General features: G+C 67.0%; 15 protein-coding genes and 1 pseudogene. 9 read left to right on the top strand and 7 right to left on the bottom strand.

The features are described 5' to 3' along the window. Positions 1–4 precede the first annotated feature (4 nt). The gene (locus tag KME82_RS27000; protein ID WP_430538787.1) at positions 5–1729 is read left to right on the top strand and encodes a hypothetical protein; all 1725 of its coding nucleotides are present in this window, start codon (positions 5–7) and stop codon (positions 1727–1729) included. On the opposite strand, the gene KME82_RS04070 is transcribed toward KME82_RS27000, so the two are convergent. The 3 genes and pseudogenes from KME82_RS04070 to KME82_RS26990 form a co-directional block, all read right to left on the bottom strand. Further along, positions 1687–4032, bottom strand: a complete 2346-nt coding sequence (locus KME82_RS04070; protein WP_215497389.1) for an ATP-binding cassette domain-containing protein — start codon at positions 4030–4032, stop codon at positions 1687–1689. The two genes, KME82_RS27000 and KME82_RS04070, sit on opposite strands and share 43 nt — an antisense overlap. A 226-nt stretch (positions 4033–4258) precedes the next feature. Continuing rightward, a pseudogene (locus KME82_RS26995) lies at positions 4259–4381 on the bottom strand (DUF6053 domain-containing protein); the annotation flags it as partial. A 48-nt stretch (positions 4382–4429) separates the two neighbouring features. After that, complete coding sequence (locus KME82_RS26990; protein WP_430538786.1) at positions 4430–4657, bottom strand: DUF6053 domain-containing protein; 228 nt, start codon at positions 4655–4657, stop codon at positions 4430–4432. Positions 4658–4871: 214 nt separating this feature from the next. Here KME82_RS26990 and KME82_RS04065 point away from each other — a divergent pair, with 214 nt between their 5' ends. Genes KME82_RS04065 through KME82_RS04055 form a run of 3 tightly spaced genes read left to right on the top strand, consistent with a single transcriptional unit; the run spans position 4872 to position 7496 of the window. Further along, a complete protein-coding gene (locus KME82_RS04065) occupies positions 4872–5234 on the top strand; it encodes a hypothetical protein (RefSeq protein WP_215497388.1) in 363 nt (120 codons plus the stop codon). Positions 5235–5245: 11 nt separating this feature from the next. Continuing rightward, positions 5246–5992: a hypothetical protein gene (locus KME82_RS04060; RefSeq protein ID WP_215497387.1), complete on the top strand. Its 747-nt coding sequence runs from the start codon at positions 5246–5248 to the stop codon at positions 5990–5992. A 46-nt stretch (positions 5993–6038) separates the two neighbouring features. Continuing rightward, positions 6039–7496, top strand: coding sequence for a hypothetical protein (locus KME82_RS04055; RefSeq protein WP_215497386.1), 1458 nt, complete (start codon positions 6039–6041; stop codon positions 7494–7496). Between the two features lie 231 nt (positions 7497–7727). Here the strand turns inward: KME82_RS04055 and groL are convergent, their stop codons facing one another. From groL to KME82_RS04040, 3 genes are all read right to left on the bottom strand, one after another. Further along, entirely contained in the window at positions 7728–9368 is a 1641-nt protein-coding gene (gene groL, locus KME82_RS04050) for a chaperonin GroEL (RefSeq protein ID WP_215497385.1), read from the bottom strand. A 131-nt stretch (positions 9369–9499) separates the two neighbouring features. Beyond that, the gene (locus KME82_RS04045; RefSeq protein WP_056116248.1) at positions 9500–9787 is read right to left on the bottom strand and encodes a co-chaperone GroES; all 288 of its coding nucleotides are present in this window, start codon (positions 9785–9787) and stop codon (positions 9500–9502) included. A gap of 324 nt (positions 9788–10111) precedes the next feature. Continuing rightward, complete coding sequence (locus KME82_RS04040) at positions 10112–10915, bottom strand: AraC family transcriptional regulator (RefSeq protein WP_215497384.1); 804 nt, start codon at positions 10913–10915, stop codon at positions 10112–10114. Between the two features lie 99 nt (positions 10916–11014). On the opposite strand from KME82_RS04040, the gene KME82_RS04035 reads away from it, so the two are divergent. The 5 genes from KME82_RS04035 (at position 11015) to KME82_RS04015 (ending at position 15827) form a co-directional block, all read left to right on the top strand. After that, on the top strand, positions 11015–11269 hold the full coding sequence (locus KME82_RS04035) for a hypothetical protein (RefSeq protein WP_215497383.1): 255 nt from the start codon (positions 11015–11017) through the stop codon (positions 11267–11269). A gap of 113 nt (positions 11270–11382) precedes the next feature. Next, positions 11383–11757: a cupin domain-containing protein gene (locus KME82_RS04030; RefSeq protein ID WP_215497382.1), complete on the top strand. Its 375-nt coding sequence runs from the start codon at positions 11383–11385 to the stop codon at positions 11755–11757. 408 nt (positions 11758–12165) lie between these two features. Continuing rightward, entirely contained in the window at positions 12166–12576 is a 411-nt protein-coding gene (locus tag KME82_RS04025; protein ID WP_215497381.1) for a helix-turn-helix domain-containing protein, read from the top strand. Positions 12577–13172: 596 nt separating this feature from the next. Further along, entirely contained in the window at positions 13173–14888 is a 1716-nt protein-coding gene (locus tag KME82_RS04020; protein ID WP_252255752.1) for an endonuclease, read from the top strand. Positions 14889–15476: 588 nt separating this feature from the next. Then, positions 15477–15827, top strand: a complete 351-nt coding sequence (locus KME82_RS04015; protein WP_215497380.1) for a hypothetical protein — start codon at positions 15477–15479, stop codon at positions 15825–15827. Here KME82_RS04015 and KME82_RS04010 read toward each other — a convergent pair. Beyond that, positions 15824–16834, bottom strand: coding sequence for a zinc-dependent alcohol dehydrogenase family protein (locus KME82_RS04010; RefSeq protein ID WP_215497379.1), 1011 nt, complete (start codon positions 16832–16834; stop codon positions 15824–15826). The genes KME82_RS04015 and KME82_RS04010 overlap by 4 nt on opposite strands. Positions 16835–16900 lie beyond the last annotated feature (66 nt).

Here is a 16900-nt window from a genome sequence, read left to right as displayed (position 1 = left end):
CGCGATGCGGCGAGGCCAGGAACACCACCCGGCCGAACTGCGGCATCGGCTGGAACACGGTCAGCGCGCGCACCAGCGGCTCGCCGCGCAGACGCTGCGCGACGGCCGGATCGAAGGCCTTGAGCGTTTCGTCGAGCACCTGCTCGCCGCTGTCGCTGACCAACAGTCGCGAAATCACCCCGCCCATACTATGCCCCACCAACACCGCATCCCGACTGGCCACATCGTCGCCTTCGGGATCGTAGTGCTTGAACGTCTTGTCCAGCGCCGACGCGATCGCCGCGCGATTGGACAGGATGCCGATGTTGGTCGGATAGAACACCTGCCACAGCTGATAGTGCTTGCGCAGCGCATCGTCGCCGAGGATCTCGTTGGCGAGGTTGACCCACGCCTCCGGGCTGCTGGCCAGGCCATGCACCAGCACGATCACCCGCTTGTTCGGATCGTAAGGTTGATTGAGGTAGATGCGCGGCTTGAACGCGCGCGCCTGCTTGGGCCGCAGCAGGCTCGACAGGCTCAGCCGCGCCAGTTCCGAACGCGCCAGCCACACGCCATAGGCCGCCGAATAATTCGCCGCGAGCGGCACCTTGCGTCCGCCGATGGTTTCGCTGTCGATGCGATACGGGTTGTACACGTCCATGCTGGCCTGATCGCTCGCCAGCACCGCGTCCAGGTTGTCGCCGTTGAAGCGCAGGGTCGCAGTCACCGGCAGATAGCGGGTGTCTCGATACGGCGTGTCGTCGGCGCTGGCTTCATCGGCCGGCGTGAGCGGCGCCGGCGACGGCGCGCGCCGCGGAAACACCGCGACCAGGCCGGTACCGAAACCGTCGCGGCGGTACACCGCGCGCAGATTGTCGAAGCCGAGCGTGTCGGAGGCGAGCAAGGCCTCGGGTTGCTGGCTGATCTCCGAGGCTTCGTAGCCGTGCAGGCCGATGCGCAGATTCAAGCCGCCGACCTGCAATGGCGAAGCGCCGATCTGGCCGCGGCTGGCTTCGAACGCGGCCTGAGCGACCACGTCGACCGCGCGGTTGTAGTACTGCAGCACGCGTTGCTGGCGCGCTTCGAACACGCGCTGCTCGGGCGTGCGTGCGGTCAGGAACAGATACGCGTAGGCATAACGCGCGGTCTCGACCGCGGCGTGGGTGCGCTCGTCGGTGGCGACCTGGCTCGCAGCGGCCGCGGCCGTCTGGACCGTGGCGCCTTCGCCCGACTCCACCGCGGCCGCCTTGCGCCGCGACAGGCCCGCGCTCTCGGCGGCCTTGCTCACCGTCGCCGGCGCGGCGTTCATGCGCAGCAGTTGCAGCTCCGACGCCGTCGCCAGCCACGACTCGTTGGATGCGAGCGGCCGCAGTTGCTCGATGCACGGCGCCGGTTCGCGCGCGCACAGTTCCGGATCGAGCCCGGCCGAACCCAGCGCGGTCGCCGACGCGGTGCTCAGCTTGCCGCCGTTGAGCGCATCGAGATTGCGCTCGGCGGCGATATCGCCGAACGCGCGTTCCTTGACCTTGACCACCGCGCAGCCGCTGCCCAGCAGCATGAGCAGGCTCGTCAGGGCGAGGGCGATCGAACGCAGGGGCATGCGAAATCCAGGGGAAGTTTGTCGCGCATTGTCGAGCGCGCGCCCGGCGGAGTAAATCGTTCGCGCGGCCGGGCCGGCCGATTCGCGGCGAATCGAACCCATCGGCATCACCCCGAAGACCGCCGCGAACCCCGCCGTGGACGCAGATAACGGGCCAGGTGCTCGCCGGTGACCGATTCGGGCGCCTTGACCAGTTCGGCCGGCGTTCCCTGGAACACCACCCGCCCGCCGTCGCGCCCCGCGCCCGGCCCCATGTCGACGATCCAGTCGGCCTGGGCGATGACCTCCAGGTTGTGCTCGATCACGATCAAGGTGCTGCCGTTGTCGAGCAGGCGCTCCATCAACCGCAACAGGCGCTCGATGTCGGACATGTGCAGGCCGGTGGTGGGTTCGTCGAGCACATAGGTCTCGCCGCGCTTTTCCAGTTCGGTCGCCAGCTTGATGCGCTGGCGCTCGCCGCCCGACAGCGTACTGAGCGGCTGGCCCAGCGACATATAGCCCAGGCCGACCTGTTCGACATGGGCCAAGATCGCCTGCAACTGCGGCGCGTCGAACACGCCGCGCGCTTCGCTCACGCTCAGGCGCAGCACCTCGTCGATGCTCAGGCCGCGCCAGGTGTAGGCCAATACCTGCTCGGTGAAACGACGGCCCTGGCAGGCTTCGCAGACGCTTTCGATCGGGTCCATGAAGGCCAGGTCCATCTGGGTGACGCCCAGGCCCTTGCACACCGGGCAGGCGCCGGTCGAGTTGGCGCTGAACAACCCGGCGTCGACGCCGTTCTCCTCGGCGAACAGGCGCCGGATCGGATCGAGCAGACCGGTGTAGGTCGCGGTGTTGGAACGCCGCGACGCGGCGAGCGCGCCCTGATCGATGCAGACCGTGTCGGGGTATTCGCGCGAGAACACGCCGTTGATCAACGAACTCTTGCCCGACCCGGCGACGCCGGTGACCACGGTCATCACCCCGACCGGCAGGTCCACGTCGACCTTGCGCAGGTTGTGCAGGCTGGCCTTGCGCAGCGGCAGCCAGCCCGTGGGCTCGCGCAGTCGCGTCTTCAACTGCGGACGCCGCGCGATATGGCGTCCGGTCAGGCTGCCGCACGCGGCCAATCCGGCCAGGTCGCCCTGATAGACCACCTGCCCGCCGTCGCGCCCGGCGCCCGGCCCCATGTCGACGATGTGATCGGCGATCTCGATCACGTCGGGATCGTGTTCGACCACCAGCACCGTGTTGCCCTTGTCGCGCAATTGCCGCAGCAGGGCGTTGACCTGATGCACGTCGCGCGCATGCAGGCCGACGCTGGGCTCGTCGAAGATGTAACTCATGTCGGTCAGGCTGCTGCCCAGGTGCTTGACCATCTTGACCCGCTGCGATTCGCCACCCGACAGGCTCGCGGTCTGCCGATCCAGGCTCAGATAACCCAGGCCGATGCCGATCAGATGCTGCAATCGTTCCACGATCGCCGCGGTGACGGTGGCGGCCGGCGCGCTCTTGATCGCGGCGATGAATTCGATCAGTTCGTCGGCCTGCATCGCCGCGCAATGCGCGATGTGCTTGCCGGCGATCTTGCAGGCCAGCACCTGCCGGTTCAGTCGCGCGCCCTTGCACTGCGTGCAGGTCTGGCGCGACACGACCCGGTTCAAGGCCTCGCGGCTGGCGCCTTTGACCTTGTCGCCGGACTGATGCAGAAAGCTGCGATTGAAACGGTGCAGCAGGCCCTCGTACTCGCTGCTGGCCCACCAGCCCGGCTTGGGATGCTTGGGCTTGAACGGTTCGGCGTTCAACAGCAGGTCCCATTCGGCCGGGCTGTAATCGCCCAGGGGCTTGTCGTTGTCGAACAGGCCTGACAGCGCATAACGCTTCCAGCGCGCGCTGCCGACCGCCAATGCGGGAAAGCGGATCGCGCCTTGATTGAGCGACTTGCCGCGGTCGATGAGTTTGTCGACGTCCACCCGCTCGGTCGTGCCCAGCCCGTCGCATTGCGGGCACATGCCTTCGGGATGGTTGAACGAAAACACCGTGGATTCGCCGACGAAAGGCTTGCCGATGCGCGAATACAACAGCCGCAGCAGCGCATAGATATCGGTGACCGTACCGACGGTGGAACGCGCGGTGCCGCCCAGGCGCTTTTGATCGACCACGATCGCCGCGGACAGATTTTCGATGGCATCCGCATCGGGCTGGCCGTAATGCGGCAGGCGATGACGGGCGAAGCTGCTGAAGGTTTCGTTGAGCTGGCGCTGCGATTCGGCGGCGATGGTGTCGAACACCAGCGAGGACTTGCCCGAGCCCGATACGCCGGTGAATACGACGATGAGCCGCTTGGGAATCTCGATGCTGATGTTCTTGAGGTTGTGCTCGCGCGCGCCGACTACGCGGATCGGGCGCTCGGGCTCGCGCCGGCCCGGCTCGCGGACGCGACGCGGACGGGAGGCGGCAGTGGCTTTTTTCATCGCGGTTGCTCCGGCACCGCAACGCATCCGGCCGACCGGCCTCCCCCGCGCATCGACGCGTCCGACGACGACGCGATGCGGCAACCAGCGCCGGCCGCGCGGCGACCAAGACGTGATGGATCAGGCCTCGACGGTACGAAGGCGATCGTTGCGCAAGCGTGAATGCAACACGGTCGGATGCGGTGGATCGGTCGGCAGGCAAGCAGGCGCCGCGCCAGTGCGAAGTCTCCGTGGGAGGGGCTTCAGCCCCGACGCTCTTGTTCCAGATCGCCTGGGGCTTCATGGCGAACCGAGCGAAAGGCGTCGGGGCTGAAGCCCCTCCCACAAAAAAACCTCGTTGCGACTGCATTGCTTCCCGCGTTCTCGACGGCCTGGCTCACCGTCGCCAGCGCGGCGGTCATACGCCGCAATTCGCATGGCCTGTCCACCAAACGGAAAATGCAACACGGTCGGATGCGATGGATCGGTCGGCAGGCAAACAGGCGCCGCGCCAGTGCGAAGTCTTCGTGGGAGGGGCTTCAGCCCCGACGCTTTTGTTCCAGATCGCCTGAGGCTTCGTGGCGAACCGAGCGAAAGGCGCCGGGGCTGAAGCCCCTCCCACAACAAAACCTCGTTGCGCCTGCATTGCTTCCCGCGTTCTCGACGGCCTGGCTCACCGTCGCCAGCGCGGCGGTCATACGCGGCAGTTCGCATGGCCTGTCCACCAGGCGGAAACCGTTTGCATTGTCGAGCGCGCCCGCTCCTGCGTAGACAGCGGCGCGTCTTCACGTCCCGCTCGATAGGGCGTTTTCCGAATCGACCCTTCCGTTTTCTCTCCTGTGCGCACGAGGCGCCCCGCCATGCATCCATCCGGGAATCCCGCAGAGTCAGGCCAGCACGAGCTGCACGTCCAGCACATCGCCTGCGCCAACAACGCCGCGTTCGTCCTGCGTTTCATTGTCCAGCGCCTGGACGGTGACCGGGTGATCAGCCAGACCCCGACGGGCGGCGGATTCCCGGCCGGTCAGACCCGCAGCGTCGACCTGTCCGCGCTGCGCTTCCATGGCCAGGCGCTGGACGTGGGCGACCGCGTGCGCATCCGCGCGCGCGCGCTCGGCGGCACGCGTCGCGACGGCCCGTCGGTGGCGTTCGCGCCCAACGGCCACACCGCCACCTTCAGCGTGCGCGGCACCACCTTGAGCTTCTCGATCAACCCCGTCTGAGGCATGCATTCATGGCCGCGTCCCACGCGCTGGAAGGCCAATCCTCCGATTGGCTGCAAGACAGCGAAGATCTGTTGGTCCGCTTCGGCCTCAACGACGAGGATGCCGACGCCCGCCATCGCAATCGGGGCGCGCAGCTGCATATGTTCAGCGACGCGCGACTGCCGCAGCTCGCGCCCGATCGGGTATTTCCGAATCTGGTCGCGGTGAGCCGCGGCGCGGCGCTGTCGATCCAGATCCGCGCGCGATCGCGGCAACCGCTGGGCTTCGGTTTCCGCATCGCCACCGGCGCCGAGCCGGTGGTCGATCGCCTGTACGCGGTCAACCGCGCCGACGGCTGGGGCTTTCGCAACGTCACCGTGCGCCGGTTCCAGCACGAAGCGAACCTGATCACCGTCGATCTGATGCGTGCGCGGCTCGGCCCTTCGCACCGCCTCGAGGCGCTGCAACAGCTGTGGACCTGCGACATCACCACCTGGGACGTGCATCAGTTTCTCGACCCGATCGCCGCGCGGGTCTATACCCGCAACACGCCGCGCTTTGGGCCGCTGCCGCGCCCCGGGCCGGTGGACACCCGGCGCGGCACCGCGCGGGAGGCGGACGACGGCGCGGCGCTGCAGGTCAATGCGGGGGTGATCTGGGCCGACGGCAGCACCGAGCAAACCTTCGAACGCATCCAGGTGCAGGCCGAAGCCGATCCGGATCGGGATTTCTTCGGCCGGCTGCGCGTGCATTTTTTCGTCATCGATCCGGACTGAGCGGCCGCGCGCCGCGCCTGCCGCATCGCCCAACCGAGAGCTCCGCATGCTCGTCACCATCGCATTCGCCGGCGAACCCGATCGCGATATCGTCTTGCGCCTGACGCCGGACACCTCGTTGCGGCAGATTCGCGAACAACTCGCGGGCCTGGACGCGATGGCCCCGGCCGATCGCTTCGGTTTCGGCAATGCCCGCCTGGACCCGTCGATCGAGGCCGACACCAAACTCAAGGAAGTGATCAGCGAGGACGGCGTGCTCACCGTGCGTCCGGCGCCGCGCGCGGCGGAACCGGAACCGGAACCCGAGCCTGAGCCGGAACCCGAGCCCGAGCCCGACATCGAACCGACGCCGCCGCGTCCGGCGCTGCGCCCGACCGTGCCCACCACGCGGCCGGCCGAAGCGAATTGGGGACTGCGCGGCGAAGACGAAACGCCCGACTTGCTCGCGGACCTGCACAGCCGGCTGGCCGGTTTCACCGTGCGCACGCCCGACGAGTTCACCGCGCTGCCGCTGGCGACGGTGCAGGCGTTGTTCGCCGCGCGCCGGCTCGACCGCGGCCTGCGCTTCGGCCCGTTTCCGGGCGACGCCGTGTTCGGCGCGCGATCGCCGCGTTCGCCGGTGGTCTACCGGCATCCGCAGCGGTCGCCGCATTCGGGCGGGGTTTCGTTCACCTCGCGCTGGACCATCAGCGCCACCGCCAGCCGCGTGCTGCACGAACTGCACACGCGCAGCATCCACAACGCCAACGCCGGCGGCGGCGTCAACGGCTTCGGCTTGGCCGCGGATTTCCGCAGCGATCTCGAACGCCTTCAGCGCAACGAGGTCACCGCGATCCATCTGGTCGACGAGATGATCGCGCCCAAGGTCGTGCTGAGGCTCGATCCCGACACCGACCTGGACGTCGCGCCCGAGTTGGTCGACGCCGTCGACCGCGCGCTGGCCACGCCCAGCCGGGCCGGACAATACGAAGCGCTGCACGCACGCGTGTTCGCCGCCTTCGGCTATTTCTTCCCGTGCGAGGCGCTGCTCGGCGGCACCCGCATGCGCACGCTCAGTACGATCAGCGAAGACTTGCAGGAACAGGAGCAACTGCTGTCGGGCTTCGGTTTCGGCGCCGCCGCGAAGGACGCGCCGACCCGCTTCGGCCCGGCCAGCGGCGACATCGGCTACGCGCGCACCGACGACCGCCTGTCCACCCACCGCCACATCCGCCAATTGCGCGAGCAGAACATCCGCACCATCGGCGGGCATCCGGCGCTGGGCCTGTCGGACGAACTGGCCTTGCAATGGATGGCCGGGCTGGACGCGGTGGAACTGTGGGAAACCATCGGCCATCGCCAACTGGTGCCGATCCTGCGCTTCCTGCCGTCCCGGCAACGCGACCGCTGCGTCAGCGTGATCGATCAGTTCGCCCGTTCCGGCGCCAGCGCGGACTACACCGTGCTGGACATGGCCGCTTACGTGAGGCCGTTCAATCGCGATCTGCTCGGCGCGATTTTGTAGCTCGCGTGCGCGCGCCGTGGCCGCGTCCAGGCGCGCCGCGGCCCGGGTCGACACAAAAACCCCGCGTTTCGGCGGGGTTTTCGTTTCGCGCCACGGCGATCGGCTGACTCGGAAATTCATGCCGCAATCGCGGATGCGCGGCGCGACGCGATCGCCGCCGCAAAACGCAACGCAAAAAAGAACCCCGCCTTTCGGCGGGGTTCCTTAGGTTGCTTCATGGCGATCGAGTGATCAGAAATCCATGCCGCCCATGCCGCCCATGCCACCGCCGCCCGGCATCGCCGGCTCGTCCTTCTTCGGCAGCTCGGCGACCATCGCTTCGGTCGTGATCATCAGACCGGCGATCGACGCCGCGTTCTGCAGCGCGGTGCGGGTGACCTTGGTCGGGTCCAGGATGCCGAAGTCGAGCATGTCGCCGTATTCGCCGTTGGCGGCGTTGTAGCCGAACGCGCCGGTGCCTTCCTGGACCTTGTTCAGGATGACCGACGGCTCTTCGCCGGCGTTGGTGACGATCTCGCGCAGCGGCGCTTCCATCGCGCGCAGGGCGATCTGGATGCCGTGGTTCTGGTCTTCGTTGGCGCCCTTCAGACCGCTGATCGCGGCCTTGGCGCGCAGCAGCGCGACGCCGCCGCCCGGGACGATGCCTTCTTCCACGGCAGCGCGGGTGGCGTGCAGCGCGTCTTCAACGCGTGCCTTCTTTTCCTTCATCTCGATCTCGGTCGACGCGCCGACCTTGATCACCGCAACGCCGCCGGCCAGCTTGGCCACGCGCTCTTGCAGCTTCTCGCGATCGTAGTCCGACGAGGTCTCTTCGATCTGCGCCTTGATCTGCTTGATGCGCGACTGGATCGTCTCGCCGTCGCCGGCGCCGTCGATGATGGTGGTGTTCTCCTTGGAGACCTGCACCTTCTTCGCGCGGCCCAGATCCTTGATCGTGGCCTTCTCGAGCTGCAGGCCGACTTCCTCGGAGATCACGGTGCCGCCGGTCAGCACGGCCATGTCTTCGAGCATCGCCTTGCGACGGTCGCCGAAGCCCGGCGCCTTCACGGCGCAGACCTTGACGATGCCGCGGATGGTGTTGACCACCAGGGTCGCCAGCGCTTCGCCTTCGACTTCCTCGGCGACGATCAGCAGCGGCTTGCCGGACTTGGCCACGCCTTCCAGCACGGGCAGCAGGTCGCGCACGTTGGAGATCTTCTTGTCGTACAGCAGCACGTACGGGTCGTCCAGTTCGGCCGACATCGACTGCTGGTTGTTGATGAAGTACGGCGACAGGTAGCCGCGATCGAACTGCATGCCTTCGACCACGTCGAGCTCGTTCTCCAGGCCCGAACCGTCTTCGACGGTGATCACGCCTTCCTTGCCGACCTTGTCCATCGCCTGGGCGATGAGGTCGCCGATGTCGGCGTCGGAGTTGGCCGAGATCGCGCCGACCTGGGCGATTTCCTTGCTGGTCGAGGACGGCTTGGACAGCTTCTTGAGCTCGCTGACCGCTTCAACCACGGCCTTGTCGATGCCGCGCTTGAGGTCCATCGGGTTCATGCCGGCGGCGACCGCCTTCATGCCCTCGCGGATCAGCGCCTGCGCCAGCACGGTCGCGGTGGTGGTGCCGTCGCCGGCGTTGTCGGAGGTCTTGGAAGCGACTTCCTTGACCATCTGCGCGCCCATGTTCTCGAACTTGTCGGCCAGTTCGATTTCCTTGGCGACGGACACGCCGTCCTTGGTGATCGTCGGCGCGCCGAAGCTCTTCTCGAGCACGACGTTGCGGCCCTTCGGACCGAGGGTGGCCTTTACGGCATTGGCGAGAATGTTGACGCCACGCACCATCTTGGCGCGTGCGTCCTCACCGAAACGAATTTCTTTGGCAGCCATTTGGAACTCCGGGAATTGGGAATGGGGAATCGGGAATGGGACGAGCAAAAGCGGGAGGAATCGGAGGGGCTGGGACGTCAGCGCAAGCGCTTTGACGATTCCCTATTCCCCATTCCCGATTCCCGGCCCGATCAGCCGACGATCGCGAGGACGTCGTCTTCCTTCAAAATCTTGTACTCAACGCCGTCCTGCTTGTAGGAGCTGCCCGAGTACTGGCCGTAGATGACCTTGTCACCGACCTTGAGCTTCGGCGCGCGCAGGCTGCCGTTGTCCAGGGCCTTGCCTTCGCCGACGGCGACGACTTCACCCTTGGTCGACTTTTCCTTGGCGGCGTCGGGGATGATGATGCCGCCGGCGGAGATTTCGTCGGCTTCGATCGGCTTGACCACAACGCGGTCGTAAAGCGGCTTGAGATTCATGGCGACCCTCTGTAAGTGATTGAATGGGTGGAGAAAGAACGGGAATTTTAGCAGTCGCCCCCGTCGAGTGCCAACGCCGGGGACAAAAGCGCCCGGGCGAACCGGGACTGGACGGAAGATGAGGCGTCCTGGCGGCCTTTCAAGGGGCGGGGCGAAGAAATTCTCGATGCCGCCCGGATGCCGCCGGACGCGGACTCCCGGCGCCGATGCCTCACGCGCGGGGCAAAGCTCCATTGAAGGTCAGCGACGCCTGGGCCAAAGGGGTCGACGCTGGGCACGGTCGAACGCCAGGCCAGGCCCGCCACGTCCGGCCGGCTCAGCGGCTCAACCCCGCGAGGGTTTGAGGTACTGGGTCGGCGCGGCGCCGAGGTGGCGCCGGAACATGGCGGTGAACGCGCTGACGCTGTCGTACCCCATCTCCAGCGCGACCGTGGTCACCGGTTCGCCCGCCGCCAGCCGTTCCAGCGCGCGCATCAGCCGCGCGCGTTGCCGCCATTGCAGCAGGCTGTAGCCGGTCTCGGCGCTGAAGTGGCGGCTCAGGCTGCGCTGGGACAAATGCGCGTAGGCCGCCCACTCGGCCAGACCGCGCGGATCGGCCGGGTCGTCGATCAGGGCCTGGGCCACGCGCAGCGCGCGCGGGTCGCTCGGCATCGGCAGGCCGATGCGTTCGCCGGCCCGGCTGTGCGCATGGCAGTCGACGATCTCGTCCAGCAGCACCCGAGCCAGCCGGTCCCGGGCCGGGTCCAACGGCTGCGACGCCGGCCAGGTCGCGGCTCGGGCGATCGCTTCGCGCAGCAGCGCCGACACCCGCAGCGCACACGGCTGCGCCGGCAACGCCGCGCAATCGGCCTGCGCGACATACACGCTCCAGCCGGAAAACGCTTCGCCGTGCGAGCGCAGCGAATGCGGCGCGTGCGGCGGCAGCCACACCGCATCGGTCGCCGGCACCAGCCAGCGTCCCTGCCCGGTGCCGACACAAAGCAGGCCGCGATGGGCGCCGAGCAATTGTCCGCGCGCGTGCTGGTGCGACGCGGTGTCGCGCACCCCGCGGGCGACCAGGGTCACCGCGATCACGAACGGCCCCGCATCCGAATCGGCGCGGGCCGGAGCAAGCAAAGGGTCGGACATGGCCGGAACGCGCGATTGAATGGCCGGGGCAACGTAGCAGAGCCGGCCTGGCCCACCCAGCATGGACGCACCTTTCCGACCGTCCCGATGGAGTTTCCGATGCGCGCTCACGACATCCTGCCCGACCACCTCGATGAAGCCCGGATCGACGGCGTGGCCGTACGCAAAGGCTCGGTCGCCGCGTTCCTGGCCAACGCCCGCACCTTGAGCGATCCGCGGGCCGACGACGCCGCGCGCGCCGAAGCCGAACAGCACATCCGCGAAGCGCTGCCGGCATTGCGCGCGGTGGGTTTGTTCGAGGTGCTGGAGATTCGCGACGCCCGGCTGCGCGCGTGGGTCGAATCGCTGGGTTGACCCTCGCGGTGCCACGGCGCGCTTGCGGCATCCAGATGACCGGACACGCCGCATCAGGCGGCGTGCCATGCGGCGTACTAGACTGGGATTCCCAGCTCTCGCCAGGATTCCGCATGTCGTCCGTGACCTCGCCCGCCGATATCGCCGCAACGCTCACCGAACTGTGGTCGCCGCGGGTGATCGCCGAAGTCGATGATGCCTATATCAAGGTCGCGCGCGTCCACGGCACCCTGGCCTGGCACAGCCATGCCGACGAGGACGAGTTGTTCATGGTGCTCAAGGGCAGGCTGGCGATCGAGATGGAAGACCGCACCGTCGAGCTGGGTGCGGGCGAGTTGTTCGTGGTGCCCAAGGGCGTGCGCCACAACCCGATCGCCAGCGAGGAATGCCACATCCTGCTGATCGAACGTAAAAGCACCCGGCACACCGGGGATGTGGTCACCGACAAGACCCGTTCGCTCGACGAGCAGTTGCGGCCGGTGGCCTGAGCGCGCGGCCTGTCGGCCGTCGTTCGCATCGCGCCGGCGGCGGCCCCGGCAGCGCAAAAAAAGAAAGAGCGCGTCCCGTGGAACGCGCTCTTTGGTACGGAGATGGCCGTCCTACGCATGGCGCAATCCTGCGCCCGTCCCCCGAACCGACCTCGTGTCCAGCCGAAGTCCGTATCAGCGTGTGAGCATCTTGCGAAGTCCTTGCGACGGTTGCCACACGCGGCCCAGGCCGAATCGGCTACTTTCGGTATCACCAACACTTGTTCGATCACATAACTTGCTGTATCTGTTGGCTACGATAGCGCACGACGCTAGCTGAAACGCACTAGGTGTGGCGTCTATTGCTCACTACGTGACTATAGGTAGCATTTGCCGATTTTTCCGCTATAAAAGTGCCAAATCGATCATATGACGCCCCAACAGCGCATCCGCCTCGCACGTCGTCACGCCGGCCTGTCTCAGGCCGCCCTCGGTGCGGCGGTGGGCGTACAGCGCAGCGCGGTCGGGCACTGGGAGGCGGCCCAGGGCAAGTTCCCGAGCATGGCCCATCTGCGCGAACTGGCCCTGGTCACCGGCGTGCAGTTCGAATGGCTGGCGACCGGGCGCGGCAAGATGGGCCTGTCGCTGGACACGGCGATGGACTCGGTCGCCGCCGCCGACGCGTTGCTGGTCGACGACCCGCTGGAACTGCGCCTGATCGCCGCGTTCCGCGAAGCGCCGACGCGCTCCAAGGCACCGCTGGTGGAAGTGGCCGAACAACTGGCGGAACTGCGCACGGGCAAGACGCGCGGCGGCGGCAAGGGCCAGGCCGCGGGCTGAGCGCATTCGCCTCGTCGTGCGCTGGTGTCATCCGATCCACTCGGCTCCCGAGGCAAGCCCGAAGTCTTTTGTGGGAGGGAGCTTCAGCCCCGATGCTTTTGTCTCCCATCGCGATGGAGCTTCAAGCGAACTGAGCGAAAAGTGTCGGGGCTGAAGCTCCCTCCCACAAGAAACCTCGCGGCTACTGCTTCTGCGTGATGTCTGGAGCGCGAAAGCTACGCCTCACTTTGGACTTCGTTTCACGATCCGGCCACGCCACGGCAACCAGCTCGCCGCAGCCTGCCGACACCCGCCGCGCACCGATCTACGGCGATAACCCGCATAACCGCGACCAACGTCTCTCTTTCGCCTCTCCATCCGCCCGCGCATGCCCGGCGCGGTCACAAACCGCGTCTAGACTCGACCGGTGCGCCCGGGGAGGGCGCCTGAGCTGCGCCGGCCTCGCGCTTTCATGCGGCCGGACGCCACGCCACTCACAAGGAGTCGTTTTGATGCGCAAGTCAGTCGCTGACTGTTCCTCCATGCTGTTCGCAAGCACGCCCCGCGTGCGCCGCGCCGCCGTCCTCTCGCTCGCCGTCGCCGCGCTGTTGCCGTCGATGGCCTCGGCTGCGGTGTTCATCAACGAATTCCACTACGACGATGCCACCTCGGCCGGCGACACCGGCGAGCGGATCGAAGTCGTCGCCACCGCCGGCGAAACGCTGAGCAACTACCGCATCTATCTGTACAACGGCAGCTCGCCGTCGTCGGCGGTGAGCTACGACAACGACCTGGTCCCGGCCGGCAGCGTGGTGACCTGCGGCAGCGGCAGCGCGCGCATCGCCACGCTGAGCTATCCCACCAACGGCATCCAGAACGGCTCCAACGACGGCTTCGCCCTGGTCGACGGCAGCGGCAACGTGGTCCAGTTCCTGAGCTACGAAGGCCAGATCACCGCCAGCGGCGGCCCGGCCGCGGGCAAGACCAGCATCAACCTGCCGGTGTCCGAATCGGGCTCGACCCCGGCCGGCACCTCGCTGCAGTTGTCGGGCAGCGGCAGCGCGTATTCGCAGTTCACCTGGCAGAACTCGGCGACCCAGACCTTCGGCGCCTGCAACAACGGCCAGACCTTCACCGGCGCCTCGCCGAACACCCCGCCGAGCGTGAGTTCCACCACTCCGGCCAACGGCTCGAGCACGTTCCCGGCCGCGGGCGACCTGGTCGCGAACTTCAGCGAAGCGGTCACCCTGGCCAGCGGCGCGCTGACCCTGCAGTGCGCCACCTCGGGCGCGGTCGCGTTGACCTACCCGGCCAGCGGCACCGCGATCACCGCATCGACCGGCACCGCGCTGCACGCCGGCGAAAGCTGCACCTTCACCGTCGTCGCCAGCAAGGTCACCGACGCCGGCGGCGCGACCCCGGCCGCGAACACCGTGGTGAACTTCAACGTCGCCAGCGGCGGCGGCACGCCGACCGGTTACTACTCGCACGTCAACACCAGCAGCGCCAGCCAGTTGCGTTGCTCGCTGCATGCCACGATCAAGGGCCACACCGCGTACCCGTACAGCGGCGGCACCACCAACACCTGGACGATCCTGGAAATCGCCGACGAAGATCCGAACAATTCCGGCCGCATCCTCGATGCGTACAAGAACCGCAGCTACGTCAAAGTCACCGACCGCGCGGGCAGCGGCAGCGGCGTGAAGTACAACCGCGAGCACACCTGGCCGAATTCGCTGGGCTTCGGCAGCGCGACCGGCAACCTCGGCCTGCCGTACGCGCCGTACACCGACACGCACATGCTGTACCTCACCGACTCGGCCTACAACGCCGACCGCGGCAACAAGCCGTTCGCCGACTGCTCGCTGTCGAGCGGTTGCGGCGAGCGCGTCACCGAGGTCAACAACGGCCAGGGCGGCGGCAGCGGCGTGTACCCGGGCAATTCGAACTGGTTCAAGACGCCCGACGGCAACGCCGGTTCGTTCCAGGTCTGGGGCAGGAAGAAAGGCGACATGGCGCGCGCGGTGCTGTACATGGCGATCCGCTACGAAGGCGGCACCGATCCGAACACCGGACAGAGCGAGCCGGACCTGGAACTGACCGACGACCGCAGCAAGATCGTCATCACCTCGTCCTCGCCGGCCTACATGGGTCTGCTGACCACGCTGCTGTCGTGGCACCAGGCCGATCCGCCGGACGCGGCCGAGAAGGCGCGCAACGAAGTGATCTACAGCTTCCAGGGCAACCGCAACCCGTTCATCGATCATCCGGAATGGGCGACGGCGTCGTTGTTCAATTCGGCCAAGCCGGCTAGTTGTCAGTTGATTCCGTGAGTGCCTGGCGATTTCGTAAGTGCTTTTTGAATTCGTAAGCTCTGGTTGATTTCGTAAGCGCTTGTTGATTCCGTTTCATTGCGTCGAAACGAAGGCCCGCGAATGCGGGCCTTCGTTTTTTCGGAGTGTGGTCATGGTGCTCTGCGGAACAGGACGCAATGTGATGTCGCGCGATCTGGTGTGATGTGGCGGCTGTAGTGCGCTTGCGATGCGGTGCGATTCAGCGTGGCGTGGCGAGGCAAACTGGATACGGCCTGCATTCGTCCGAAATGGACGACCAGGCGATCGGGACGAAAGTCGCTGGATTCCCGCGTTCGCGGGAATGACGGCAGGAAGGGTTCGCGACTACGGGAAGGGCTCATCACTATTTCTTTAGCCGCAGCCGACGAGTTGCGCGCTCCGCCTTTGCTCGTCATTCCCGCGAACGCGGGAATCCAGCGACTTTGAGCGAAAGACCATCCATCAGCACGAAACCCACAAACATCCGCGTCACCGTCCTACCGTCATCCCCGCGAAGGCGGGGATCCAGGGCTTCACCGCAGCATGACTCTGAAGTCTCTGGATCCCCGCCTTCGCGGGGATGACGTTATGAAAGTGCGCGATATCTTGATGCTTCGCAGCGTTATGAAAGTGCGCGATATCTTGATGCTTCGCAGCGTTATGAAAGTGCGCGACATCCTGACGCTTCGCAGCGTCATGAAAGTGCGCGACATCCTGACGCTTCGCAGCGTTAGGAAAGTCGGCGATGTACTGGCCGTTATCGGCGCTGTGAATCTTCAAGAATTTCGCGGCACTCGCGAAGCTTGCGTCGATCGCCGACGAGTACAGCCCATCTCACCGCGGCCCATCTGCTGCAGCCGGTCAAACACCACCGCCGACCTGACCAGCCAGGAGCGTCAGTCGACCATCAGCACAGACTTTCCCGCCCACCACCGCTAATCGAACACCACCACCGGCTTGCCCACCTGCCGCTGCTGCGCGATCGACGCGATCGCCTGCGCCCCGTGTTCGAACGAAAACCGCGCCCCCACGATCGGCACGATCCGCCGCGTTTCCACTTCGGCCAGAAACGCATGCAGATCGCGCAGGCTGCCGACGCTGACGCCGTGGAGGTTGAGCTGGCGCGCCATGATCGGGCCGATCAGGTTGCCGTCGACCTGCATGCTGTGCAGGAACCCGATCACCGCGATATGCGCGTTGTCGGCCGCGGCGTTGAGCAGGTCGAGGAACTGCGGGCCGCCGACCACGTCGACGATGCCGTCCACACCGCGGCCGCCGGTCAGTTCGCGCACCGCGGCCGACAGATCGGGGCGTTGTCTGTAATCGATCACCGCGCGCGCACCCATCGAGCGCAGCCAGTCGGCCTTGCCGGCGTCGCCGGTGGTCGCGATCACGTCCAGGCCGCGCGCGACCGCCAGTTGCAAGGCCATCAAGGAAACGCTGCCGGTGCCCTGCACCAGCACGCTCGCGCCGGCCGGCAGGGCCATGCGTTGCAGCGCCGCCCAGGCGGTCAGGCCGGACACCGGCAAGGTCGAGGCGGCGGCATCGTCGAGCGATTCAGGCGCGCGCGCGATCGCGCTGGCCGGCAGCACGATCTGCCGCGCCAGCCAGCCGTCGAGCGGGCCGCCGAGCTTGCTCGCATGGTTGGCCGACCGGAACGGGCCGTCGATCCATTTCGTCGTGTAGTGCCCGATCACCCGCTCGCCGAGCGCGTAGCCATCGACGCCTTCGCCCAGCGCGTCGATGCGGCCGACGCCGTCGGACAGCGGCACGAACGGGCGCGGCAACTCGGGTTGGTAGCGGCCGGTGGCCAGGGCGTAGTCGCGGTAATTGACCGAGGCCGCGGCGACGCGGATGCGGACTTCGCCGGGGCCGGGGCGGGGCTCGGGCAATTCGACACGGCGCAGGCTGTCCAGGTCGTGGCCCTGCAATTGAAAGGCGTCCATCGGGGTTCCTGAGGTCCGTCGCGCGGACCGGCTGGTTCGGGGACCCCAGACTATTGTTGCGCCACA

This window comes from Lysobacter capsici, assembly GCF_018732085.1.
Taxonomy (GTDB): Bacteria; Pseudomonadota; Gammaproteobacteria; order Xanthomonadales; family Xanthomonadaceae; genus Lysobacter; species Lysobacter capsici_A.
The sequence above is the reverse complement of the archived record's forward strand: the minus strand, read 5'-3'. Positions and strand labels throughout refer to the sequence as shown.